We start from the raw sequence: 20,786 nt of genomic DNA on the forward strand, positions 1-20,786 counted from the left end.
ATGTCTGCTCTGATTTGCGGCTCGCTCGCGTTTGATTCCATCATGGTGTTTCAGGATCACTTCAAAAACCATATCCTGCCGGAGAAAATCCATATCCTGAACGTGTCGTTCCTGGTGCCGGAAATGCGCCGCGAGTACGGCGGCTGCGCGGGCAATATTGCTTACAACCTCAAACTGCTCGGCGGCGACCCGCTGATCATGGCGACCTGCGGTGATGATTTCGCGCCTTACGCAACCCGTCTGGATGGCCTGGACATCGCCCGGACCCATATCCGTTCGGTGCCCGGCAGCTTTACCGCACAGGCCTTCATCACCACCGACCTGTCGGATAACCAGATCACCGCGTTCCATCCCGGCGCAATGAATCAATCGCACCTGAATCAGGTAACGGATGCCACGGGTGTGACGCTGGGTATCATCTCGCCGGATGGTCGCGACGGCATGCTCCAGCACGCAGAGCAATTTCATGCCGCGCAGATTCCATTCATTTTCGATCCCGGCCAAGGGATGCCGATGTTCAATGGTGAAGAACTGGCTCATTTTGTCGAGCTGGCCGATTACGTCACTCTCAACGACTACGAAGCCGAGCTTCTGCAAACGCGCACCGGAAAGTCTCTGGACGAGCTGGCCGGACAGGTGCGCGCGCTCATCGTAACGCGCGGCGAACAGGGCTCCAGCATCCATGCCGACGGCGGCGTAATCGAGATTCCGTGTGCCAGGCCAGCGGCCGTGGTAGACCCCACCGGCTGCGGTGACGCCTACCGCGCCGGGCTGCTATACGGTATTGAGAAGGGCATGGACTGGGCCACCACCGGACGGCTCGCCAGCCTGATGGGGGCGCTCAAGATTGCGCAGCAGGGCGCACAGAACCACCAGCACAGCCATGATGAAATCAGCGATTTATTTCGCATGCAGTTTGGCTATGCGATGAGTTAAGAACTAAGCTTGTAGCGGGTTGTCTGTATGCATGTTAATCCGGGAGACACATCATGAATTTACTCAAATTAATCACGCTCGGTCTGCTTGCCGCGCTCACTCTGACCGGTTGCGCTGGTGGACTCGGCAGCGGCGACTACAGCCGCAGCCAGGCGCGCAGTGTACAGGAAGTGCAAACGGGCGTAGTCGTGGCGGTACGCAACGTCAGGATTGAAGGCACCAAGACCCCGATTGGCACCGGCGCAGGCGCGGTGGTCGGCGGCCTCGCAGGTAGCGAGGTCGGCGGCGGCAGAGGTAGCGTGGTCGGCGCGGTGGTCGGCGCCGTAGCAGGCGGCTTGGCAGGGTCGGCAATAGAAGAGGGCGTCACCCGCCAAAACGGCCTGGAAATCACTGTCAGGCTGGATTCCGGCCGTACCATTGCTGTCACCCAGGGGGCCGATGAATATTTTCGCCCCGGCGACCGCGTGCGTGTGCTGAGCGGGGACGGCATCACCCGTGTCACGCGCTGATCGGCGCAGCTGATATTCCCCGCTAACTTGAGGGCAGGATTTTTTCCTGCCCTGCGTCACCGAATTTTCATTTAGCCGTAATTTCAGCGTAACGTGTGCTGCTTACTGTGCATTCCATTGACACCAAAATGGAGTGCACAGCATGCTCGACCCCCAAATCCACTCGCAAGCCCGCAGCAAACCGCGCCTGTGCGTATCGCTGGCGCGCGATATCGGCGAAGTACGCGAAGCCCAGCGCCTGCGCTACAAGGTTTTTGCCGAAGAAATGGGCGCACAGTTGACTTCGCGTGAGGCCGGACTCGATCAGGATATATTCGACGACTTTTGCGACCATTTACTGGTACGCGACAACAGCAGCGGCGAGGTCATCGGCACTTATCGCATCCTGGCGCCGCATCGCGCCAAGCAGATCGGCGGTTATTATTCCGAGCTGGAGTTCGACTTGACGCGCCTGTCACACTTGCGCCCCGGCATGGTCGAGATCGGCCGTTCCTGCGTACACCCGGATTATCGTGGTGGCGCCGTCATCACCCTGCTGTGGTCGGGGCTGGCGGATTATCTGCGCGCGCGCAATTATAGCTATCTGATTGGCTGCGCCAGCATAAGCATGGATGACGGCGGCCATACTGCGGCCAGCCTGTACAACACGCTGGCGCAAACCCGTCTGGCGCCAGTGGAATGGCATGTGTTTCCGCGCCATCCGCTGGCGCTCGACCAGCTTGACGGCAACCGGCCGGTAATTACACCGCCGCTCATCAAGGGTTATCTGCGAGTGGGTGCGTATTTATGTGGCGAACCAGCCTGGGACGCAGATTTCAATACCGCCGATCTGATGCTGTTGTTGTCCATTAAACAGATGAATCAGGTTTACGCACGCCACTTCATGAGTAAATAAGCTGCAATCACGCGCCGCTCCGGGCACAATTGGATTTTCGCTTGATGGAAACGGCTAATGCTGCGTGTATTGCGCCTGGGTGGCGCCGTTGTAGTGGTCTTGATGGGGCTGTTGATACTGGTCGGGGTATTCCCGTGGGCAAGTCGCACGCTTCGCCAGGCTTTGACGATGCGCTGGTCGCGCGCATTACTCGCCACTTTGGGCATCCGTTTGCGCGTATCCGGTGTCCCACCGGAGGTGGCCGGTGGGGTGATGTTTGCCGCCAACCATCTGTCCTGGCTGGATCCGTTCCTGGTGCTGGCAAATTGTCCGGCACACTTTGTCGCCAAATCCGAAGTGCGCAACTGGCCGGTGCTGGGCTGGCTGGCGGCACAATCCGGCACGCTGTTTATCGAGCGTGAACGCCGCCATGATGTGGGGCGGATTAGCGCCAGTTTTACCGAACTGTTACGCGCCGGGAATAACGTCGCCTTGTTTCCCGAGTCCACCACGGGCGACGGCGCGGCCCTCAACCCATTCAAACCTGCACTGCTCCAGGCCGCATGCGCCAGCAATGCACACCTGTGCCCGGTGGCAATTCGTTATGTCAATCAAGCGGGCCGTCCGCATGCAGCGCCGGTCTGGGTAGGCGATATGAACTTTGCGGATTCCATCCTGCGCATCACCGCCGCACGCGGCATCGTCGCTGAACTGATTTTTTGCCCGCACATCGCGGGAGCGTACCAGACCCGCCGCGCGCTGGCACTACAGGCCGAGACGGCTATTGCCATTGCGTTGTCCCTGCCTGTCCGGCGCACTCCACCTGAAACACCTGACGGTCCTCCAGACGCAGCGCAGTGAGGCGTCCACCCCACAGGCAGCCGGTATCCAGCGCCATGCAGTCGGTTTCCACGCGCAGCCCCAACGCCGACCAATGGCCGAATACGATAGGGCTGCCTGCACTGGCGCGCCCTGGCACCTGAAACCAAGGCAAACACCCCGGTGGCGGTTGCTCCGGACTGCCCTTGGTCTTGAATTCCATGGTCCCGTCCGGGGTGCAGAAGCGCAAGCGGGTCATAGCGTTGGTAATCAGGCGCAGGCGCTCTATCCCCTGTAGATTCTCATCCCAGCGATCCGGATGGTTGCCATACATGTGTGCCAGGAACCCCCGGTAATTGGGCGCCTGCAAGCGTTCCTGCACCTCGGCCGCCAGCATCAGCGCCTGTGCCGTGGTCCAGGGCGGCAACAGCCCGGCATGCACCATAAAATAGCCTTCCGCGGCGTGCGCCAGCGGCCGGTGGCGCAGCCAGGCGAGCAGTTCGTCGCGGTCGGGCGCGGTGAGAATGCCGCCCAGCGTGTCGTTGCGATGCGGCTTTACAAATCCCTCAGCGACTGCCAGCAAATGCAGATCGTGATTACCCAGCACAGCCGTCACCCTCTCACCCATGGCGTAGCCCCAACGCAGCACAGCGAGCGAATCGGCGCCACGGTTGACCAGATCGCCCACCAGCCAGATATGGTCATGTGCAGGATCGAAGCGAATCTTGTCCAGCAATAACTCCAGGGCCTGAAAACAACCCTGCAAATCGCCGATGGCATAGGTGCTCATGTTAGAATTGCCGGCCTGTTCTGTTGTGGTTTCTCATGCTGTCCCATCTCAATCCCCCCCAGCGCGAAGCGGTCAAATATCTGGATGGCCCGCTGCTGGTGCTGGCCGGTGCCGGCTCGGGCAAGACCCGTGTCATCACCCAGAAAATCGTCTATCTCATCGAAGAATGCGGTTACGCGCCGCAGCACATCGCCGCCATCACTTTCACCAACAAGGCTGCGCGCGAAATGCAGGAACGCGTCGCCAAGCTGCTGCAGGGCAAACCCGCCAAGGGATTGACGGTATGCACCTTTCACGCACTCGGCGTTCAAATCATGCGCCAAGAGGCGGGACGGCTCGGTTACAAGCCGCAATTCTCCATTCTCGATTCTGCAGATGCGATGCAGATTGTAAACGAGATACTGAAAACTACCGACAAACAGGAAATCCGCCGCGCGCAATGGCGCATCTCGGCGTGGAAAAATGCGCTGGTTTCGCCCACTGCCGCACTGGACACCGCCGCCACCGATATCGATGCCACCTACGCCAAGGTTTATCTGCGCTATCAGGACACCCTCAAAGCCTATCAGGCGATGGATTTCGATGATCTGATCCGGCTGCCGGCCGAATTATTCGCCAGCGACGCCGAGGTGCTGGAAAAATGGCGCAAAAAACTGCGCTATCTGCTGATGGACGAATACCAGGACACCAACGCCTGTCAGTATCAGATTGTCAAATTGCTCACCGACGTGTCCGGCGCTTTCACGGCGGTGGGCGACGACGACCAAGCGATCTACGGCTGGCGCGGCGCGGACGTTAAAAACCTGCACCAGCTGCATGAAGATTATCCGCGCCTGAAAGTCATCCAGCTGACCCAGAACTATCGTTCCACGATACGCATCCTGCGTGCCGCCAACAGCGTCATCGCCAACAACACACGGCTCTACGACAAGCAGTTGTGGAGCGAGCACGGCCACGGCGACCCGCTGCACGTCATGGCCGCCAAGGACGAGGAAGAAGAGGCGCAGAACGTAGTGATGCGCCTGCTGGCGCACAAGTTCGAGCACCGCACACGCTATGGCGACTACGCCATTCTGTACCGCGGCAACTATCAGGCGCGGCCGTTCGAACAGTTTTTGCGCAATGAAAAAGTGCCGTATGTGATGTCCGGCGGACAGTCATTTTTCGAGAAGGCCGAGATCAAGGACATCACCGCTTACATGCGTCTGCTGGCCAACAGTGACGACGATCCGGCCTTCATCCGCGCCATCACCACGCCGAGGCGCGGGGTGGGCGCGGCGACGCTGGAAAAGCTCGGCGAGTATGCCGGCCAGCGCCATGTCAGCCTGTTCGAAGCGGCCTTCGAGGCGGGCTTCCAGAGCCAGCTTCCGGCCCGCCAGATGGAACCCTTGATCGAGTTCTGCAATTTCATCAATGCGCTGGAATTCCGCGTGCGCAAGACACCTGCTGCCGAGATCATGGCTGACCTGCTGAAAGCGATAAACTACGAAGCCTATCTGTTTGACAGCGAGGAAACCCGCAGCGCCCAGAGCAAATGGAACAATGTGTTGGAGTTCGTCGGCTGGCTCGGCAAGAAAGGCGAGGAGGACGGCAAGGATGTCATCGCGCTGACCCAGACCATCGCCCTCATCACGCTGCTGGAGAACCGCGACGACGCCGAGGTCGATGCGGTACGCATGTCCACCATCCACGCTGCCAAAGGGCTGGAATTCGGGCATGTATTTCTGGTCGGCGCCGAAGAAGACATTCTGCCGCACCGCGACGCAGTGGAAAACGGCACGCTGGAGGAAGAGCGGCGTCTGATGTACGTCGCCATCACTCGTGCCGAGCGCTCGCTGACCATCAGTTTTTGCAAGAAGCGCAAACGCGCCGGAGAATTTCAGAGTTGCGAACCTTCACGCTTCATCAGCGAGGTTTCACAGGAAGATGTGCGCAAGACCGGGCAGGACGCCGACCCTGCAGAACAGCGTCAGCAGGGTAATGCACGTCTGGCGCAGCTTAAGGCGATGCTGGCGGCGAAGTAGTGGCGTTCTTGGCAGCGTCGGTCTTAGGAAGCATTTGCTCGTTGATTTGGTGCGCATCTGCCTGTGCCCGGGCAATTTCCTCCGGCTTCAATTGCCCCACCACACTTTCGCGCGCCCTGGCAGCCTCGTCCATACCCTGAGCGGCAGCCAGATTGAACCACATATAGGCTTTCACCTTGTCCACCGGCGTACCGATGCCGAAACGGTACATCTGGCCCAGCCGGTATTGCGCCTGTGGATTGCCACGCCGGGCCGGCATCTCGATCCATTTCAGGGCGGCCTGGTAATCCTGCACGACACCGCGGCCATCAAGCAGCGCAGAGGCATACAGAAACTGTGCTTCGGCATTGCCCTGATGCGCGGCCTTATCAAACCACTGGGCAGCCTTGGTCACATCCACGATCACGCCTTCACCATTGGCGTACATTTTTCCAAGCCGCAGTTGCGCTTCGGCATCGCCCTTGAGTGCCTGGGCTGACAACCTGGCGAACTGTTTGTCGGCAGCCGCAAGGTCGCTTGTAGCGGAGATGGGAGCCGGATGCAGCTGGTCGCGCACCAGCCAAAACGCCATTCCCAGCAATAACACGCTGAGCAGGACGATTTTGACCGGGCTGTAAATCCAGAAACGTGACCGGCATTCACGACAGCGCAGCGGTGTACAGACTAAGCGTTGAACCAGCGTATCGCCCGTGCGGATGGACGACCCGCGCAGTCTGGCGCTTCCGCATTCAGGACAGCCCTTGTTCATAAGCGCTGTGCCGGACACGTCAGCCTCTGCACGGATGCTTAACCATCACTCGATGGCCGGACGATTATTTTCCTGCGGCCGGTTTGGCAGCAGTTGGAGTTGCACCTGCAGGAGCGGGGGCTGCTCCGGCAGCTGCAGGCGCTGGCGCAGCACCCGGGGCGGCTGCGGGGGCAGCAGCCGGTGCCTCGGGCGGGGTAAATTTAGCCCCGGCATCATCCGCCATATAAGCCACGGCACGGGCGATTTCGATATCGGACAGGTCCGGGTTGCCGCCGCGCGGCGGCATCTGGCGAATACCCTGCTCCGCGTGCTGAATCAAGGTTGCGTAACCTTGCTTGATGCGCGGCGCCCAGTCAGCCTTGTTGCCGAACTTGGGTGCGCCCAGCGCACCAGGTGTGTGGCAAGCGGTACAAACTTCGTCAAATACCTGCTTGCCTTCTTTTTCCACACGCGGCGCACTGGCATCGACAATGTTCAACTGGCCCACCGGTTGGATGCGCGCCAGCGTAGCCTTGCTATTGTATTCAAGCGAATCTTTCTCACCATGGCTACCCTGAATCTTGGCTATCAAACCAAGTATGAGTGCAATGGCAATAATGGGCGCGAACATCCCCGCCCAGAGCGCAACAAAAAATTGTTGCGGCGTTGTTTTGGTCATCTTGGCGTGATCGTCGCTCATGCTTGCTTCCTTAACTTTGGCGGGAAAATAGTTTAGAACGCGGATTATAGCGGCAAAAGGCAGCTTGGCAAAAGCACCTGATATAGACGCTGGGTGCGAAAATCGCTATTCTTGCCAGCTCTCGCGCCCATAGCTCAGATGGATAGAGTATTGGTTTCCGAAGCCAAGGGTCGCAGGTTCGAATCCTGCTGGGCGCACCACCCCTTGCAATCCCATCCGGCGGAGCTCACATGGCAGGACTGGACAAAAACACCCCGCAACCCACTGAAATCAAGCTGCACCAGAAATCGCGGGTGATGGAAATCGCCTTCGCTGACGGCAGCCGATTCCATTTGCCTTATGAATTCCTGCGCGTGTATTCGCCCTCCGCAGAAGTGCGTGGGCACGGCCATGGCCAGGAAGTATTGCAGGTTGGCAAGCTGAATGTCGAAATCTCCGGCATCGAGCCGGTCGGCAGTTATGCCGTGCAGCCTATTTTCTCGGACGGCCACGATACCGGAATTTTTTCCTGGGATTACCTTTACGAACTGGGCCAAAATCAGGATGCGCTGTGGGAACGCTACCTGCAAAACATGACGAATGCAGGTGCCTCACGCGAGCCCATCGCCGGTTTTGAAGAGCGTCCCAAGACCAAATAATCATGAATGACTATTTCGCCGTAGACTGGGGCGAAACCGGTACAGCCACAGCAGCTTTCAAAGTCGTGCTGATCAATCCCTACGAACTCGGTCGCCAGTCCTTTAACCTGACCGCCCCCGCCGCGTTGTTGAAAGCTGCCGGGTGCGAGGTCGCCTGTCTCGACCTGACACTGCAAAAACTGGAGCCCGACACCCTGCGCGACGCCGGACTGGTGGCCATCCATCTGGGCATGCACACTGCCACCCGCATCGCCATCGCCGCACTGCCGAAAATCCGCGAACTGGCACCCAGCGCGCACCTCGCCATGTACGGCCTGTACGCGCCGATGAACGCCGACCTGCTGCGCGGGCTGGGCGTACATACCCTGCTCGGCGGCGAATCCGAGCCGGACCTGGTGGCGCTGGCGGAACGCTTGCGCGATGGCGATATCAGCGCGCAAAACACGCCGATGGTGCAGCTCGCGCAAGTGAAATTTCTGCCGCCGGATCGCAGCGGATTGCCCAAACTCACCCGCTACGCCCACCTCAACCTGCCCGACGGCGGCAAAAAAATCGTCGGCTTTACCGAGACCACGCGCGGCTGCAAGCACCTGTGCCGGCATTGCCCGGTGGTGCCGGTGTATCAGGGCAAGTTCCGCACGGTACAGGTGGACGTGGTGCTGGCCGACATCGAACAGCAGGTGGTGGCGGGCGCGCAGCACATCTCCTTCGGCGACCCGGATTTTTTCAACGGCCCCACCCACGCGCTGCGCGTGCTGGAGGCCATGCACCAGCGCTTCCCCAATCTCAGTTTCGACGCCACCATCAAGATCCAGCACCTGCTCGACCACGCCGGCCTGCTGCCGCAATTGCGCGGCTACGGTTGCCTGTTCATCACCAGCGCGGTGGAGTCGGTGGACGATGCGGTGCTTGAATATCTGGACAAAAATCACACCCGCGCCGGTTTCGAACGCGCACTCGGCCTGTGCCGTGCGAACGGCATTTTTCTCGCGCCCACCTTCGTGCCGTTCAACCCGTGGACCACGCTGACCGGCTACATCGACCTGCTCGGCGAACTGCTGCGCCTGAAACTGGTGCAAGCGGTGCCGCCGGTGCAACTCGCCATCCGCCTGCTGGTGCCGCAGGGCTCCTATCTGCTGCAACTGCCCGGCTTCATTGAGCAGATCGAGGCTTTCGACCCGGCGTTGCTGGGCTATCCCTGGCATCATGCCGACCCGCGTGTGGACGCCCTGCAGCAACAGATCATGAGCACCGCGATGCAGATGGAAAACGCGCCGCGCAGCGAGGTGTTCCGCGCCATCTGGCAACTCGCTCATGACGCCGCCGGGCTACCCGCGCCGACGCTGGAGCACGCCGACTTCGGCGCGGCCATCGCCCATCTGTCCGAACCGTGGTACTGCTGCGCCGAGCCCACCGACCAGCAATTGCAATCGTTTTAAGCCATGCTGCGCGTCCTGCTGTTGCTCCCCATCGCCAGTTACCGCAATCAGGATTTCCTCGATGCCGCGCACAAACTGGGCGTGGAAGTGGTCAGTGCCGCCGACCATTGCCATCAGCTCGCCCCGCAGCGCGGGCTGAGCCCGATCCTGTCTTTGCATTTCGACCAGCCCGAGGCCGCCGCTGCGCAAGTGCTGGCATCGCTGGGACGACGCGTGGATGCGGTACTTGCCGTGGACGATGCGGGCGTCGAACTGGCCGCCGTGCTGCGCGAAAAACTCGGCCTGCCCGGCAATGCGCCCGAGGCGGTACGCCCCACCCGCGACAAACTCGCTTTCCGCCGGCTGTTGCAGCAAAACGGCCTCAACTGTCCGGCGTTTTACCACCTCGCCGGCGCAGCAGAAGCACGCATACTTGCCGCGCAATTGCATTATCCGGTGGTGGTCAAAGCACGCCGATTGTCTGCCAGCCGTGGTGTGATTCGCGCCGATGATGCGCAGGATTTATTGCAGCAAGTGCGTCGGGTCAGCCGCATCCAGTCGAGCGCCGACCGCGATGCCAGTGAATTGGGCCTGATCGTCGAAAGCTTCATCCCCGGCAGCGAACACGCCCTCGAGGGCCTGCTGAAAAACGGCCAGCTGCGCGTGCTGGCCCTGTTCGACAAGCCCGACCCGCTGGACGGCCCGTATTTCGAAGAAAGCATTTACGTCACGCCGTCGCGTCTGTCCGGTGAGCTGCAGGCCGCCATCGCCGACAGCGTGCAACGCGCCTGCGCAGCCGCCGGGCTCAGCCACGGCGCCATTCACGCCGAAATGCGCGTGAACGACGCCGGCGTGTGGTTGCTCGAAATCGCTGCGCGCTCCATCGGCGGCCTGTGCGGGCGCATGTTGCGCTGGCGCCTGGGCATGACGCTGGAAGAACTCATCCTGCGCCATGCACTGGGGCTGCCGATTGTCCAGCCGGAGCCTAGCGACGCCAGTGGCGTGATGATGATTCCGGTACCCGGGCGCGGCATTTATCAAAGCGTGGCTGGGCTGGAAGCCGCACGTGCGGTGCCGCACATCGATGACATCCGCATCACCACCGTCCCCGGCCAGCGTATCGCACCCGCCCCGGAAGGCGCCAGTTACCTCGGCTTCATCTTCAGCCGCGCCGCCACTCCCGCAGCAGCCGAAGCCGCGCTGCGCAGCGCCCATGCCGAGCTGGTTTTTGATATCCGGCCCGACGTGGTGCTGGCCAAAAGCACCGCCTGATGAGCCTGTGGCAATGCGTAGCCCAGAGCATCCAGGCCGCCCCGGCGCAGCATTCCCTATCCAGCGCACCACCCCGGTCGGCGGCGGCTGCATTAACGCCGCCTGGTGCATCGAGAGCGGCACAACGCGTTATTTCGTTAAAACCAACAGCGCTGCCAAACTGCCCTTGTTCGAGGCGGAAGCAGCTGGTCTCGCCGCACTCGCCGCCAGTCACACCCTGCGCGTGCCGCATCCCGTCACCAGCGGCGTGACGGGTAACGAAGCATTTCTGGTGCTGGAATGGCTGGATCTGGGCGGCCACGGCAGCGCCGCACAATTTGGCCAACAACTCGCCGCCCTGCACCGGACGACCGCGCCGCGCTTCGGCTTCGCGTCCGACAACACCATCGGTGCCACCCCTCAGAGCAATCCCTGGACCGACAACTGGATAGACTTCTGGCGCGACCAGCGCCTGGGATTTCAACTCGAACTGGCCGCACGCAACGGTTTTGGCGGCAGCCTGCAAACCCGCGGCGAACGCCTGATGGGAAAACTCAACGGCCTGTTCGACGGCTACCAGCCGCAACCCTCGCTACTGCACGGCGACCTGTGGAGCGGCAACTACGGCTATACCCAGGCGGGCGAGCCGGTCATTTTCGACCCCGCCGTCTACTACGGCGACCGCGAAGCGGATATCGCCATGACCGAACTGTTCGGCGGCTTCCCGGCGGATTTCTACTCAACTTATCAAGAGGCTTGGCCACTGGATGCAGGTTATTCGGTACGCAAAACTCTTTACAACCTGTACCACATCCTCAACCACGCCAATCTGTTCGGCGGCAGTTACCCGCGACAGGCGGAGGGGATGATGGAGCGGCTGTTGAGAGAATTAGCTTAGGCAGCACAGCCCGGAATCCCTTTCTGCGCCGCTTCGTCTGACCGGTTCAGACGAAGGTATCCCGAAGGGGCGGCGCAGCGGGGTGGCCTTCTCTTTGATGCTTCTGGTGGCCTACGCCGCCGCGTGTAATTCCTCACGCAACACCTTGCGCAGCGTATCCAGCGTAAGTGGCGCATCACCTGCCTGCATCGATATTTTTAGTGCCTCGTTGATAAGCGTCTGGTAGCCGCGACCTTCGGCTTCGGCACGTGCGCGAAACGCCGCCAGCACCTCGTCGTCAATATAAATTGTGATGCGTGTCTTGCCCGCAGGTTCAATCACCGCACCGCGCTTGGCCTTGGAAAAATCGTATTCAGCTTTCATAAGGGTACCTCTATAAATTCAAAATCCTAAGCGAGGCAAGGCGCGAAAGTAATTTTAGCGCGTAGCATATGTTTGATATGTAAGCGATAAAATTTCTTGAGCAACGCAGTATCGCGACGGAGTGTGGATTTATAGAGGTGCCCATAAGTCCTCCGTTCATGGCTGGTCGCCAAGGTGCTGAAATCAGGCGAATTGTGTTTCCACGTTGCGTCCATACCACCGTCAACACCCGATTTTGCGCACCTACGCCCACTGTTACAAACCGCGCCTCTCCATGCGTCGCATCGTCTTCATTCGTCAGCGCCATTGGGTCATATAACACCAGTTCGGCATCCGAAAACGAAATCCCGTGTTTCTTCAGGCTGGCAGCGGCTTTTGTCGGGCCGAATTCAACATGCATGGGCTAATTATGCATATATAGTATGCATAATGCAAAAACATCGTTTGACGACCGGGCGGGCGCAGGCGCAATTCCCCTGCTGCGCCGCTTCGTCTGAGTTGGTCGGGCGGGAGATTCAACCCGCGTAAGGCGTAATGTAGGGTGCCAATAAGCGAAGCGCATTGCACCGGAGTCTTCATTCGGCGCAATAACGATTGCGCCCTACCGGGCTGACCCTGGCATTCCTCTTTGACCCCGTGCCATTTTTTGCCCTTTTTCAGTTATCAGGCTTGGGCTATTGCACATAGATAAACCTTTGCGTGATTCAGTGAATCCCAAACGAACGAGTCAGCAATGATTACCAACGAACCCGAGGCGGTAATGCCCGGAACTTGCTCGAGCTTGATACGTTGTTGCTCATCCTTAATGTGACCGCCATTGTGAATATCGCAATTCCGAACCATGCGAAGATTGTCCAAGTGGTCATAGCTCGGTTGTGCATTTTGAAGCGAGAGTGCCGCGACCTTCGTTAAGTACTTGTGGTACGCATTGAGGTCGCTTGCGCCTTTTATGTCTTTATAGCTGAGGACGAGATTGCTTTTGCGCTTGTGGAAACTGCAAAGTTGCGGGAGCCAAAAATCGACAAGGCTATAGACATTGCAAACCATATCAGGGCGAATGAAAGCAGTTACGTTATGAGCGATAAAGCTCTCGGATTCCTCGCTCATGGCAACCATTGAGGACTCTTGAAGAGAGACTTCCGTTGCCATCGTGAAGAGTTTGCGGAAGTAGGCATCCAAGCACTTCACATCGTACTCAATTCGTTCGGTGATCGTCATTAATTGGCCTAACGAGACTGTAGAAAAACTACTTGAGGGTCAGGCAAACCGGTATTCGGGGGTCACTTGGCCCTTCCCCAGTCCACGATCGTTGAATACAGCGCATTATGAGAGGTCGATTTTTATTCATTGCTGGTCCGATTTTTCGTCAGAGGGTTTTTCTACAGCGTCAACGGTGAAGGTCAGGAGCCGCCCACTTTTGGGCGGTCACCTGCACCATGGGGTTAGAGATGGAACTAATGGATAAGATACAACTCTTTTGTTTGGCTTGGGCGCTGGCTTGGATAAGTGGAGTGCTTTTTGGCATTGGACTTGAACGTAAATTATTTGAGCGCAAGAACCGCAATATACAAACCGAGAATAGCAATGATTGTGCTCCAAACCCACTGCCAATGCCGAAGATAGAAGCCGACAATGGCACGGGCGATCTTAGCCGACCAGTGATACTTGGTATAGGGCAGCGGCATGATGGCAATTAGGCTAGCTGGATCGTTTTCAAACACGTGCAACTTTGACTCCCCGTCATACCAGCGTTTTATGCGCGAGAACACGATAATCCCTAGCGAATGAAAGGGGCTTCCCCGCCCCACGGGTGCGGCGAAGTAGCCGCGAACGGCATCAAAAGTGCCATGATGGAAATTGTCGATTTCATCAAACCAGCAGGAAGGGGAAGTCATGAGTATTATCATGATAGGCATTGATCTTGCCAAGAGCATTTTTGCGGAGCATGGCGTCAATGAAAACGGCCATGCAAACTGGTCAAACCCAAGGTAGTGCGGGAGCAGTTGTTAGCGCGTGACTCTGCGTTCTTTGAATCCCCCACCTGACCGGCTCGGACGAAGGTATCCCGAAGGGACGGCGCAGTGGGGTGGCCTTCATTTGGGTTACCTTTTCTTGGCCAAACAAGAAAAGGTAACTAGCTGCCGGGCTACCCCCGGCAAACTATGTTCAAGCGATACACGTCGAATAAGCGCGTCAATTAGCTAATGATATGTGTTTAGACCACATGACTGGTTTAGTGGGATTGCTTTTGCACTTCACAATCATGCTCAAAAGTTGACTTGACCACATCGGGATCTAGATTGGACAAGTAGGGGCGTTTGTAAATCTCATTGATGATCTGGGCCAAGACCTTTTCAGTTGATTTGAAGTCACCGCCAGAGAGGGAATTGTGCATCCCATCAAGTGCCTCCTTAAGTGTTACCCCATCTTTCATTTGTTTTTGATACATCACTGATTGTGCGAATCCTCCGATCTCCACACACGACATGCCACTACCGGTGTAGTTAATGGCATACGCGCTAGAGCAGAACGCCAGCAGGAAAATAGCAATAACTCGCATTGTAGATCTCCGAGTAACTGTCAGGTTATGCCTTAGCCATCGAAGCCAGTTGTTGCTGAAGATTAGATATTTCACAGTCAAACTCCTTGAAAAGCCTTACGGAAACCCCAGGGTCAGACACGATATTCTATCTCCGCATAAGGCTGCAATGGCGAGACTGCCGGACGCGAGGGGGCTCAGGGTCAGTCTTGCATCATCACATTTTGCATACATCATGCAGCCGCTTTATCGGCATGCGTGCGGTCACCAACGCCCAATAACAAATACTCCACGCTGATATCTTCATCCAGCTCATCCCAGTGCAGGCCTGTGCCGCCGCCGCTGATCTCGTAACGCGGCAATTGTTCCGGTGCGGCACTGAGCAAGCGTGGAAAATAAGCCAATGGCACACCCAGTTTCCGCCCGTCAAGCAGATCGACCCACATCATGTCTTTATCGAAATTTACTGATTTAGCCAAAGAACTCATTCCAAGCCCTTTCTATTATTTCCCGATTATTGTGCACAAACTGTGCAATGTCGTTTAGCTCGGTTGCTGACAAGCCATAGCTGCTCGCAAGGCTTACATCTTGCGCAATCCAGAATTTTGCTACCGATTCACCTTTGCGTACGTGGATATGCAGTGGCTCCAGCGGATTGCCTTCGTTGGAGTAGAAAAATAGCTTGTAGCCTTTGTAACGCAGAATTACCGGCATAGTCAATTCACCATGGCTTACTCAACAACAAAACATAATCCGAGTTACGCAGTCATTGTTGCGTCGAGAATAATCATCCAGTGAAAAAAGCAAAAGGGACCGGATTCTGCACCCTGGGCCTTTCGCGTGGTTTGGCTTGGCGTTGCTGTCCGGTCATTTGCTCTATTGTATCCAAACCGAATAATCGGAAACCACGGTTTCTATGCCACAAATCCAGAACCAGCGTCAAAACAAAACCGCCGAGCCCGCCATGAACAGCTCATCAAAACCAAACCCGCACCACCGTCTGCGCCTCGCCCTCGCTACGCGCGCGGATCTCCCCGATCCGGTAAACCGTCTCCCCCGCCGCAGCCAGGTTCTGCATCGCCGCCTCGGCGTGTTCTGCGGCCACCACCACCACCATGCCGATGCCGCAGTTGAAGGTGCGGTGCATCTCGCTGTCCGCCACGCCGCCGTGTTTCTGCATCCAGTGGAATAGCGGCGGCATGTCCCACGACTGGACGTCGATATCCGCCATCAGGTGTTCGGGCAGGATGCGCGGCACGTTGCCGGTGAGTCCGCCGCCGGTGATGTGCGCCATGCCTTTAACCGGCATGGCCTGCATCAGGGCCAGCAGCGGCTTGACGTAGATGCGGGTGGGGGTCATCAGCACATCGCCCAAGGGGCGGCCATGGAAATCGGCGTCCACGTCGGCGCCGCTGATTTCGAGGATTTTGCGGATCAGCGAGTAGCCGTTGGAGTGGGCGCCGCTGGAGGCCAGCCCGAGCACCGCGTCGCCGGGGCAGATGGTGCTGCCGTCGATCACCGCTTCACGTTCCACCACGCCCACCGCGAAGCCCGCCAGGTCGTATTCGCCGGCCGGGTACATGCCCGGCATTTCCGCGGTCTCGCCGCCGATCAGCGCGCAACCGGCCTGCTCGCAGCCCTGCGCGATACCCTTGATGACCTGTTCCGCCACGTCCACGTCGAGCTTGCCGCAGGCGAAGTAGTCGAGGAAGAACAGTGGCTCGGCGCCCTGCACCAGGATGTCGTTGACGCTCATGCCGACCAGGTCGATGCCGACGGTGTCGTGCCGGTTCAGCATGAAGGCGAGCTTGAGCTTGGTGCCGACGCCGTCGGTGCCGGATACCAGCACCGGGTTTTTGTATCGGGCGGGCAGGCCCATCAGTGCGCCGAAACCGCCGATGCCGCCCAGCACTTCCGGGCGCATGGTGCGCTTTGCCCAGGGTTTGATGCGGTCTACCAGGGCATCGCCGGCGTCGATGTCCACGCCTGCGTCACGATAGGAAAGGGAGGGTTTGTTGGGAGAAGTCACGGCGAGCTCGCGTTTTGTTTGGAAAATTCATGCTATTTTACCGCAAATGAACGCTACCCAACCGAACCGCGACTTTGCCTGGATACTCGCCGCCGTGCTTGTCACGGGCGGGCTGCTGTATCTGCTTTCCCCCATTCTTACGCCATTTCTGCTGGCGGCGATTCTGGCCTATATCTGCCACCCGCTGGCCGATCGGCTGGAGCGCATGAAACTGCCGCGCGGGGCGGCGGCAGGCATCGTGATCATCGTGCTGGGGCTGGTGTTTTTCCTGCTGGCATTGATCCTGTTGCCGATGATACAGACCGAGACCAGCCATTTCATTGCCAGCCTGCCGAGATATGTGGACTGGCTGCAAAACAGCGCTGCACCATGGTTGCAGGAGCATCTGGGCGTCACCTTGCCCGATGCCGAGGGACTCAAGCAGCTGCTGTCCGATCACCTGCAAGGTGCGGGCAGCGCCGCCGGCAGTGCCGCAGTCTGGCTGAAAACCGGCACGCTGGGCATCGTCAGCCTGGTCGCCAACCTGGTGCTGATCCCGGTGGTGTTCTTTTATCTGCTGCGCGACTGGGATGTGATGATTGACTGGGCAGATGGACTGGTGCCACGGCGCTGGCACTCCAAAGTCCGCCAGCTGGCGACGGAAATCGATGCGGTATTGTCGGAGTTCTTGCGCGGCCAGCTCTCGGTCATGCTCATCATGGCGGTGTTCTACACCACAGGGTTGTGGATCGCCGGGCTGGATTACGCCCTGCCGATCGGCATCCTGGCCGGACTGCTGGTGTTCGTGCCGTATATGGGCGCGATCTCGGGCATGGCGCTGGCCACGCTGGCCGGACTGGTGCAGTTCTCCAGCCTGTCGGGAATGATTCCGGTATGGGTGGTATTCGGCATCGGCCAGCTGGTGGAAGGCTATGTGGTGGTGCCGCGCCTGGTCGGCGAACGCATCGGCCTGCACCCGGTGATGGTGATTTTTGCGCTGCTGGCGTTCGGCGAAGTGTTCGGTTTTTTCGGCGTGCTGCTGGCATTGCCCATCTCCGCCATGCTGCTGGTGGCACTGCGCCACATCCGGGCGGCTTATCAGCACAGCAGTCTGTATCAGGACTGAACCTGAAAACTGCTTTGGCCACAAAGTTCACAGAGGACACGGAGATGAAACGGGTTCCACATATTTTTCTGTTCACCTGACGGGTGAAGTCAATATTTACGACAACCAATTATTTTTGCGCGTTGGGCGGCGGGTCGCCCATCCCTGCGAACCCCGTTGCCTCCGTGAACTCTGAGTTCTCCGTGGCTACAAATGCTTCTGTCTAAGCTGAACGGTATAATGCGGGTTTTGCCACGACTGCTACCGCCATGACCACGCCGCTGCTCGAATCCGCCATTCCCTCCCTGCAATTGCTGTCGCGCGGCAAGGTGCGCGATGTTTACGCGGTAGACGACCGGCGCCTGCTGATTGTCGCCAGCGACCGCCTGTCCGCCTTCGATGTGGTGCTGCCCACGCCGATCCCGGGCAAGGGCGCGATGCTGACGGAAATTTCGCATTTCTGGTTCGGCAAGCTGGGGCACATCATCCCCAATCATCTGACTGGCGACACACCGGAATCGGTGGTGGCGGAAAACGAGCGCGATCAGGTGGCAGGCCGCGCCATGGTGGTGAAGCGCCTGCAACCGCTGCCGGTGGAAGCCATTGTGCGCGGTTATCTGGTCGGTTCAGGCTGGAAGGAATATCAGAGCCATGGCAGCGTATGCGGCATCGCGCTGCCCGCCGGCCTGCAACAGGCGGGCAAACTGCCAAAGCCGATTTTCACCCCCTCCACCAAGGCGGCGATGGGCGCACACGACGAAAACATCGATTTCGCCCGCGCCGAACAACTGCTGGGTGCCGGCATCGCCGCCCAGGTGCGTGACGCCAGCATCGCCCTGTATACCCAGGCGGCGGAGTATGCGCTTACCCGCGGCATCATCATTGCCGACACCAAGTTCGAGTTTGGTCTGGATGCAGCGGGCAAGCTGTACCTGATCGACGAAGTGCTGACCCCGGATTCTTCCCGCTTCTGGCCGGCCGATCAGTACCAGCCCGGCAGCAATCCGCCCAGCTACGACAAGCAGTTCGTACGTGACTGGCTGGAGGCTTCCGGCTGGAACAAGCAGGCGCCTGCGCCGGAATTACCGGTTGAAGTCGCTGCAAAAACCGCAGAGAAATACCGCGAAGCAGTCGCGCGACTGACTACTTGAACTGCTGGTTCAGGTAGGTCGCCACGATATCCACCAGCTGGGTATCCATATCGGTGAAAAAATGGTCCGCACGCGCCACCTGCATCTGCTCCGAGCCCGGTTTGCCCTGCAGTGTCGCTTTGCGTGCCGCCGCATTGTTCAGCACGTCGGGCAGATCGTTCTGGCCGTATAAGTCCAGCACCGGCATGTTGACCTTGCGGTAATCCGCGCGGATCGGTATACCGATGGCCACCCATGCTTTGACCGCCGGGTCAGGCCGGCCAGACAGATATTCATAACTCATGCGCGACCCCATGCTGTGCGAAACAAAACCGATTTTGGCGTAACCTTTGGCCTTGAGAAAATCCACGGCCAGTTTCAGGCGTTGCGCCGCTTCAGGTAGCGTGGCCGTGTAGGCTGCTGCTTTGGCGGCATTATCCAGCACCGGCATCTGCACCGACAGCGTGGTGTAGCCGCGGTCCGGCAACTGGCTGCGCAATACGCCGATCAGGCCCCAGTCGGGATGGATACCCATCCCATGCACGATCACCAGCGCCGCTCTGGCATCCTTGGCCGGGGTGTAGAGCGTTAAAAACTTGTGCCCGTTGGGCTGTTCCAGATAGACCGGATCGCCCACCACCACACCCGGAACAACCTCGTCCGCCCATTTTTTCTCGCGCGCATAATCCGACGCATCCGCCGCAAAGGCGCTGCTGGTCATCATTAACAACACAATCATCCACAATGTGCGCATATCATTCCCCTCGCTGCTTTGGTTGGACTCAGGTCAGACTCAACATCATCTTGATACCCAGACTATAGAGCAATACGGCGAAAATTTTCTTAAGGGTCGCAACCGGAAGTTTATGCGCAGCCCGTGCGCCCAGCGGCGCGGTAAAAATGCTCGCCAGCGCCACCAGCACCAGTGCCGGCAGGTAGACATAGTCCAGGCTATGGGCGGGCATGGCCGTGGCGTTCCAGCCGGACAAAATATAGCCCAGCGTGCCGGCCAGTGCGATGGGAAAACCGATCGCCGCGGAAGTGCCGATGGCTTCGTGCATTTTGGCATTGCACCACAGCATGAATGGCACCGACAGCGTACCGCCGCCGATGCCCACCCAGCTCGACACCATGCCGATCACATTGCCCACGGCAAACATCGCCGCAGTGCCGGGCAAGCCGCGATGAGCCTGCGGCTTGATGTTGAGCAACATCTGGGTGGCGGCGTAAAACAGGAATGCAACGAAGAAATACTTGAGAAACGTGGCGGGCAGCAAGGTGGCAAGCCAGGCGCCAACCAGCGTGCCAGTCACGATTCCCGGACTGATGCGGCGCATCGCAACCCAGTTGACCGCCCGGTGCGCATGATGCGCGCGCACGCTGGAGAGCGAAGTGAAGGCGATGATCGCCAGCGAGGTGGCCAGCGCGAACAGCAGCACGCGGTCGGCGGGAAATCCCTCGGCGCTGAAAATAAACACCAGCACCGGCACCATCAGCAAGCCGCCACCCACGCCCAGCAAACCCGCCACAAAACCCGACACCAGACCCAACGCAAGGTAGTGCGGAAGGTAATGAGTCACGCCAACCCCTAGATTTGCGCCTTCAGGCGCATGGCTTCTTCATTGAAGGCGCCGTCAATCTTGTGCACGACGTCTTCCACCATGCGGAATCCTTCCACCGGGGCGTCGTCTTTCATGTAGAACAGCCGGATCGGCCCCAGTGTCTTGATGGCCTGGGCGCGCTCGATGGCGTCCGCAGGGGTGGCCAGGCCGCTATTCTGGTACATGTCGGCGATGACTTTGCCTGCCACCGGATTTTTGTGCGAACCGTTGCGCGCCGCCGCCAGGGTAGCTTCTGCATCACCATCCATGATGTCGTATTTGGAATGGCTGCCAACATAGGTCAAAAGTTCGATAAACGTCATGTGTAGCTCCTTAGATAGTGTCGTCACGAGATAGCGAGTCAAAGCACCAAGCAGCGTATGCGGACTGCGGCCAGGAATGAGGAAGCGTTTTTAACGTAGCGCGTAGCGATGCCCCGCCAGCGTTTGAGATGCA

Annotated in this window: 25 protein-coding genes, 1 tRNA gene and 2 pseudogenes; 13 read left to right on the top strand and 15 right to left on the bottom strand. The window is 58.9% G+C overall.

Going from position 1 to position 20,786, the window contains the following annotated elements; translation table 11 throughout:
* The 4 genes from EI185_RS16260 to EI185_RS16275 all read left to right on the top strand — a co-directional run bounded on the left by EI185_RS16260 (window position 1) and on the right by EI185_RS16275 (window position 3,180).
* Window positions 1-936 (top strand): carbohydrate kinase family protein, encoded by a 936-nt coding sequence (locus tag EI185_RS16260; protein ID WP_124706204.1) that lies wholly within the window; start codon window positions 1-3, stop codon window positions 934-936.
* 53 nt (window positions 937-989) lie between these two features.
* Window positions 990-1,445, top strand: a complete 456-nt coding sequence (locus tag EI185_RS16265; RefSeq protein WP_124706205.1) for an outer membrane lipoprotein — start codon at window positions 990-992, stop codon at window positions 1,443-1,445.
* Between the two features lie 142 nt (window positions 1,446-1,587).
* Window positions 1,588-2,340 carry a GNAT family N-acetyltransferase gene (locus EI185_RS16270; protein ID WP_124706206.1) on the top strand — a complete coding sequence of 251 codons (753 nt, stop codon included), beginning with the start codon at window positions 1,588-1,590 and terminating at the stop codon, window positions 2,338-2,340.
* A gap of 57 nt (window positions 2,341-2,397) precedes the next feature.
* On the top strand, window positions 2,398-3,180 hold the full coding sequence (locus EI185_RS16275; protein ID WP_124706207.1) for a lysophospholipid acyltransferase family protein: 783 nt from the start codon (window positions 2,398-2,400) through the stop codon (window positions 3,178-3,180).
* Here the strand turns inward: EI185_RS16275 and EI185_RS16280 are convergent.
* Window positions 3,101-3,928, bottom strand: coding sequence for a symmetrical bis(5'-nucleosyl)-tetraphosphatase (locus tag EI185_RS16280; RefSeq protein WP_124706208.1), 828 nt, complete (start codon window positions 3,926-3,928; stop codon window positions 3,101-3,103). The two genes, EI185_RS16275 and EI185_RS16280, sit on opposite strands and share 80 nt — an antisense overlap.
* Window positions 3,929-3,963: 35 nt before the next feature.
* Between EI185_RS16280 and EI185_RS16285 the strand changes: the two genes are divergently transcribed.
* Window positions 3,964-5,952, top strand: a complete 1,989-nt coding sequence (locus EI185_RS16285) for a UvrD-helicase domain-containing protein (RefSeq protein ID WP_124706209.1) — start codon at window positions 3,964-3,966, stop codon at window positions 5,950-5,952.
* Here EI185_RS16285 and EI185_RS16290 read toward each other — a convergent pair.
* Entirely contained in the window at window positions 5,927-6,700 is a 774-nt protein-coding gene (locus EI185_RS16290; RefSeq protein ID WP_124706210.1) for a tetratricopeptide repeat protein, read from the bottom strand. The genes EI185_RS16285 and EI185_RS16290 overlap by 26 nt on opposite strands.
* A 64-nt stretch (window positions 6,701-6,764) precedes the next feature.
* Window positions 6,765-7,379, bottom strand: a complete 615-nt coding sequence (locus EI185_RS16295) for a c-type cytochrome (protein WP_124706211.1) — start codon at window positions 7,377-7,379, stop codon at window positions 6,765-6,767.
* 123 nt (window positions 7,380-7,502) lie between these two features.
* Here EI185_RS16295 and EI185_RS16300 point away from each other — a divergent pair.
* The 5 genes from EI185_RS16300 to EI185_RS16320 all read left to right on the top strand — a co-directional run bounded on the left by EI185_RS16300 (window position 7,503) and on the right by EI185_RS16320 (window position 11,584).
* Window positions 7,503-7,579: transfer RNA gene (locus EI185_RS16300), tRNA-Arg, on the top strand.
* A 30-nt stretch (window positions 7,580-7,609) separates the two neighbouring features.
* Window positions 7,610-8,017 (top strand): gamma-butyrobetaine hydroxylase family protein, encoded by a 408-nt coding sequence (locus EI185_RS16305; protein ID WP_124706212.1) that lies wholly within the window; start codon window positions 7,610-7,612, stop codon window positions 8,015-8,017.
* 2 nt (window positions 8,018-8,019) lie between these two features.
* On the top strand, window positions 8,020-9,456 hold the full coding sequence (locus tag EI185_RS16310) for a CUAEP/CCAEP-tail radical SAM (seleno)protein (RefSeq protein WP_223247896.1): 1,437 nt from the start codon (window positions 8,020-8,022) through the stop codon (window positions 9,454-9,456).
* 3 nt (window positions 9,457-9,459) lie between these two features.
* Window positions 9,460-10,707: an ATP-grasp domain-containing protein gene (locus EI185_RS16315; protein ID WP_124706213.1), complete on the top strand. Its 1,248-nt coding sequence runs from the start codon at window positions 9,460-9,462 to the stop codon at window positions 10,705-10,707.
* Between the two features lie 13 nt (window positions 10,708-10,720).
* On the top strand, window positions 10,721-11,584 hold the full coding sequence (locus EI185_RS16320) for a fructosamine kinase family protein (RefSeq protein WP_124706214.1): 864 nt from the start codon (window positions 10,721-10,723) through the stop codon (window positions 11,582-11,584).
* Between the two features lie 111 nt (window positions 11,585-11,695).
* Here EI185_RS16320 and EI185_RS16325 read toward each other — a convergent pair whose 3' ends face one another.
* The 4 genes from EI185_RS16325 to EI185_RS16340 all read right to left on the bottom strand — a co-directional run bounded on the left by EI185_RS16325 (window position 11,696) and on the right by EI185_RS16340 (window position 13,842).
* The gene (locus EI185_RS16325; protein ID WP_124706215.1) at window positions 11,696-11,947 is read right to left on the bottom strand and encodes a BrnA antitoxin family protein; all 252 of its coding nucleotides are present in this window, start codon (window positions 11,945-11,947) and stop codon (window positions 11,696-11,698) included.
* 10 nt (window positions 11,948-11,957) lie between these two features.
* Complete coding sequence (locus EI185_RS16330) at window positions 11,958-12,347, bottom strand: BrnT family toxin (RefSeq protein WP_124706216.1); 390 nt, start codon at window positions 12,345-12,347, stop codon at window positions 11,958-11,960.
* Between the two features lie 263 nt (window positions 12,348-12,610).
* Entirely contained in the window at window positions 12,611-13,165 is a 555-nt protein-coding gene (locus tag EI185_RS16335; RefSeq protein WP_124706217.1) for a hypothetical protein, read from the bottom strand.
* Window positions 13,166-13,488: 323 nt separating this feature from the next.
* Window positions 13,489-13,842, bottom strand: a complete 354-nt coding sequence (locus tag EI185_RS16340) for a hypothetical protein (RefSeq protein ID WP_124706218.1) — start codon at window positions 13,840-13,842, stop codon at window positions 13,489-13,491.
* Here EI185_RS16340 and EI185_RS18260 point away from each other — a divergent pair.
* Window positions 13,841-13,956 (top strand): annotated as a pseudogene (locus tag EI185_RS18260) (IS110 family transposase); the annotation flags it as partial. The gene EI185_RS16340 and the pseudogene EI185_RS18260 sit on opposite strands and share 2 nt — an antisense overlap.
* 224 nt (window positions 13,957-14,180) lie before the next feature.
* Here the strand turns inward: EI185_RS18260 and EI185_RS16345 are convergent.
* From EI185_RS16345 to purM, 4 genes are all read right to left on the bottom strand, one after another.
* Complete coding sequence (locus tag EI185_RS16345; protein ID WP_124706219.1) at window positions 14,181-14,507, bottom strand: hypothetical protein; 327 nt, start codon at window positions 14,505-14,507, stop codon at window positions 14,181-14,183.
* Window positions 14,508-14,719: 212 nt separating this feature from the next.
* On the bottom strand, window positions 14,720-14,965 hold the full coding sequence (locus tag EI185_RS16350; RefSeq protein WP_262982407.1) for a DUF2442 domain-containing protein: 246 nt from the start codon (window positions 14,963-14,965) through the stop codon (window positions 14,720-14,722).
* Entirely contained in the window at window positions 14,958-15,200 is a 243-nt protein-coding gene (locus EI185_RS16355; RefSeq protein ID WP_124706221.1) for a DUF4160 domain-containing protein, read from the bottom strand. The genes EI185_RS16350 and EI185_RS16355 overlap by 8 nt, the downstream gene beginning before the upstream one ends.
* A 262-nt stretch (window positions 15,201-15,462) precedes the next feature.
* Window positions 15,463-16,515: a phosphoribosylformylglycinamidine cyclo-ligase gene (gene purM, locus EI185_RS16360; protein ID WP_124706222.1), complete on the bottom strand. Its 1,053-nt coding sequence runs from the start codon at window positions 16,513-16,515 to the stop codon at window positions 15,463-15,465.
* A 46-nt stretch (window positions 16,516-16,561) separates the two neighbouring features.
* Between purM and EI185_RS16365 the strand changes: the two genes are divergently transcribed.
* Together EI185_RS16365 and EI185_RS16370 are read left to right on the top strand one after the other, a co-directional pair.
* Window positions 16,562-17,620 (top strand): AI-2E family transporter, encoded by a 1,059-nt coding sequence (locus EI185_RS16365; RefSeq protein ID WP_124706223.1) that lies wholly within the window; start codon window positions 16,562-16,564, stop codon window positions 17,618-17,620.
* Between the two features lie 248 nt (window positions 17,621-17,868).
* Window positions 17,869-18,750, top strand: coding sequence for a phosphoribosylaminoimidazolesuccinocarboxamide synthase (locus EI185_RS16370; protein WP_124706224.1), 882 nt, complete (start codon window positions 17,869-17,871; stop codon window positions 18,748-18,750).
* On the opposite strand, the gene EI185_RS16375 is transcribed toward EI185_RS16370, so the two are convergent.
* The 4 genes and pseudogenes from EI185_RS16375 to EI185_RS16390 all read right to left on the bottom strand — a co-directional run.
* Window positions 18,743-19,483: a DUF3530 family protein gene (locus EI185_RS16375; RefSeq protein ID WP_124706225.1), complete on the bottom strand. Its 741-nt coding sequence runs from the start codon at window positions 19,481-19,483 to the stop codon at window positions 18,743-18,745. The genes EI185_RS16370 and EI185_RS16375 overlap by 8 nt on opposite strands.
* 28 nt (window positions 19,484-19,511) lie before the next feature.
* On the bottom strand, window positions 19,512-20,309 hold the full coding sequence (locus tag EI185_RS16380) for a sulfite exporter TauE/SafE family protein (protein ID WP_124706226.1): 798 nt from the start codon (window positions 20,307-20,309) through the stop codon (window positions 19,512-19,514).
* Between the two features lie 8 nt (window positions 20,310-20,317).
* Complete coding sequence (locus EI185_RS16385) at window positions 20,318-20,653, bottom strand: hypothetical protein (RefSeq protein WP_124706227.1); 336 nt, start codon at window positions 20,651-20,653, stop codon at window positions 20,318-20,320.
* A 38-nt stretch (window positions 20,654-20,691) separates the two neighbouring features.
* Window positions 20,692-20,786 (bottom strand): annotated as a pseudogene (locus EI185_RS16390) (IS5/IS1182 family transposase); the annotation flags it as partial.

It is taken from the genome of Sulfuriferula multivorans (assembly GCF_003851125.1).
Lineage (GTDB): Bacteria > Pseudomonadota > Gammaproteobacteria > Burkholderiales > Sulfuriferulaceae > Sulfuriferula > Sulfuriferula multivorans.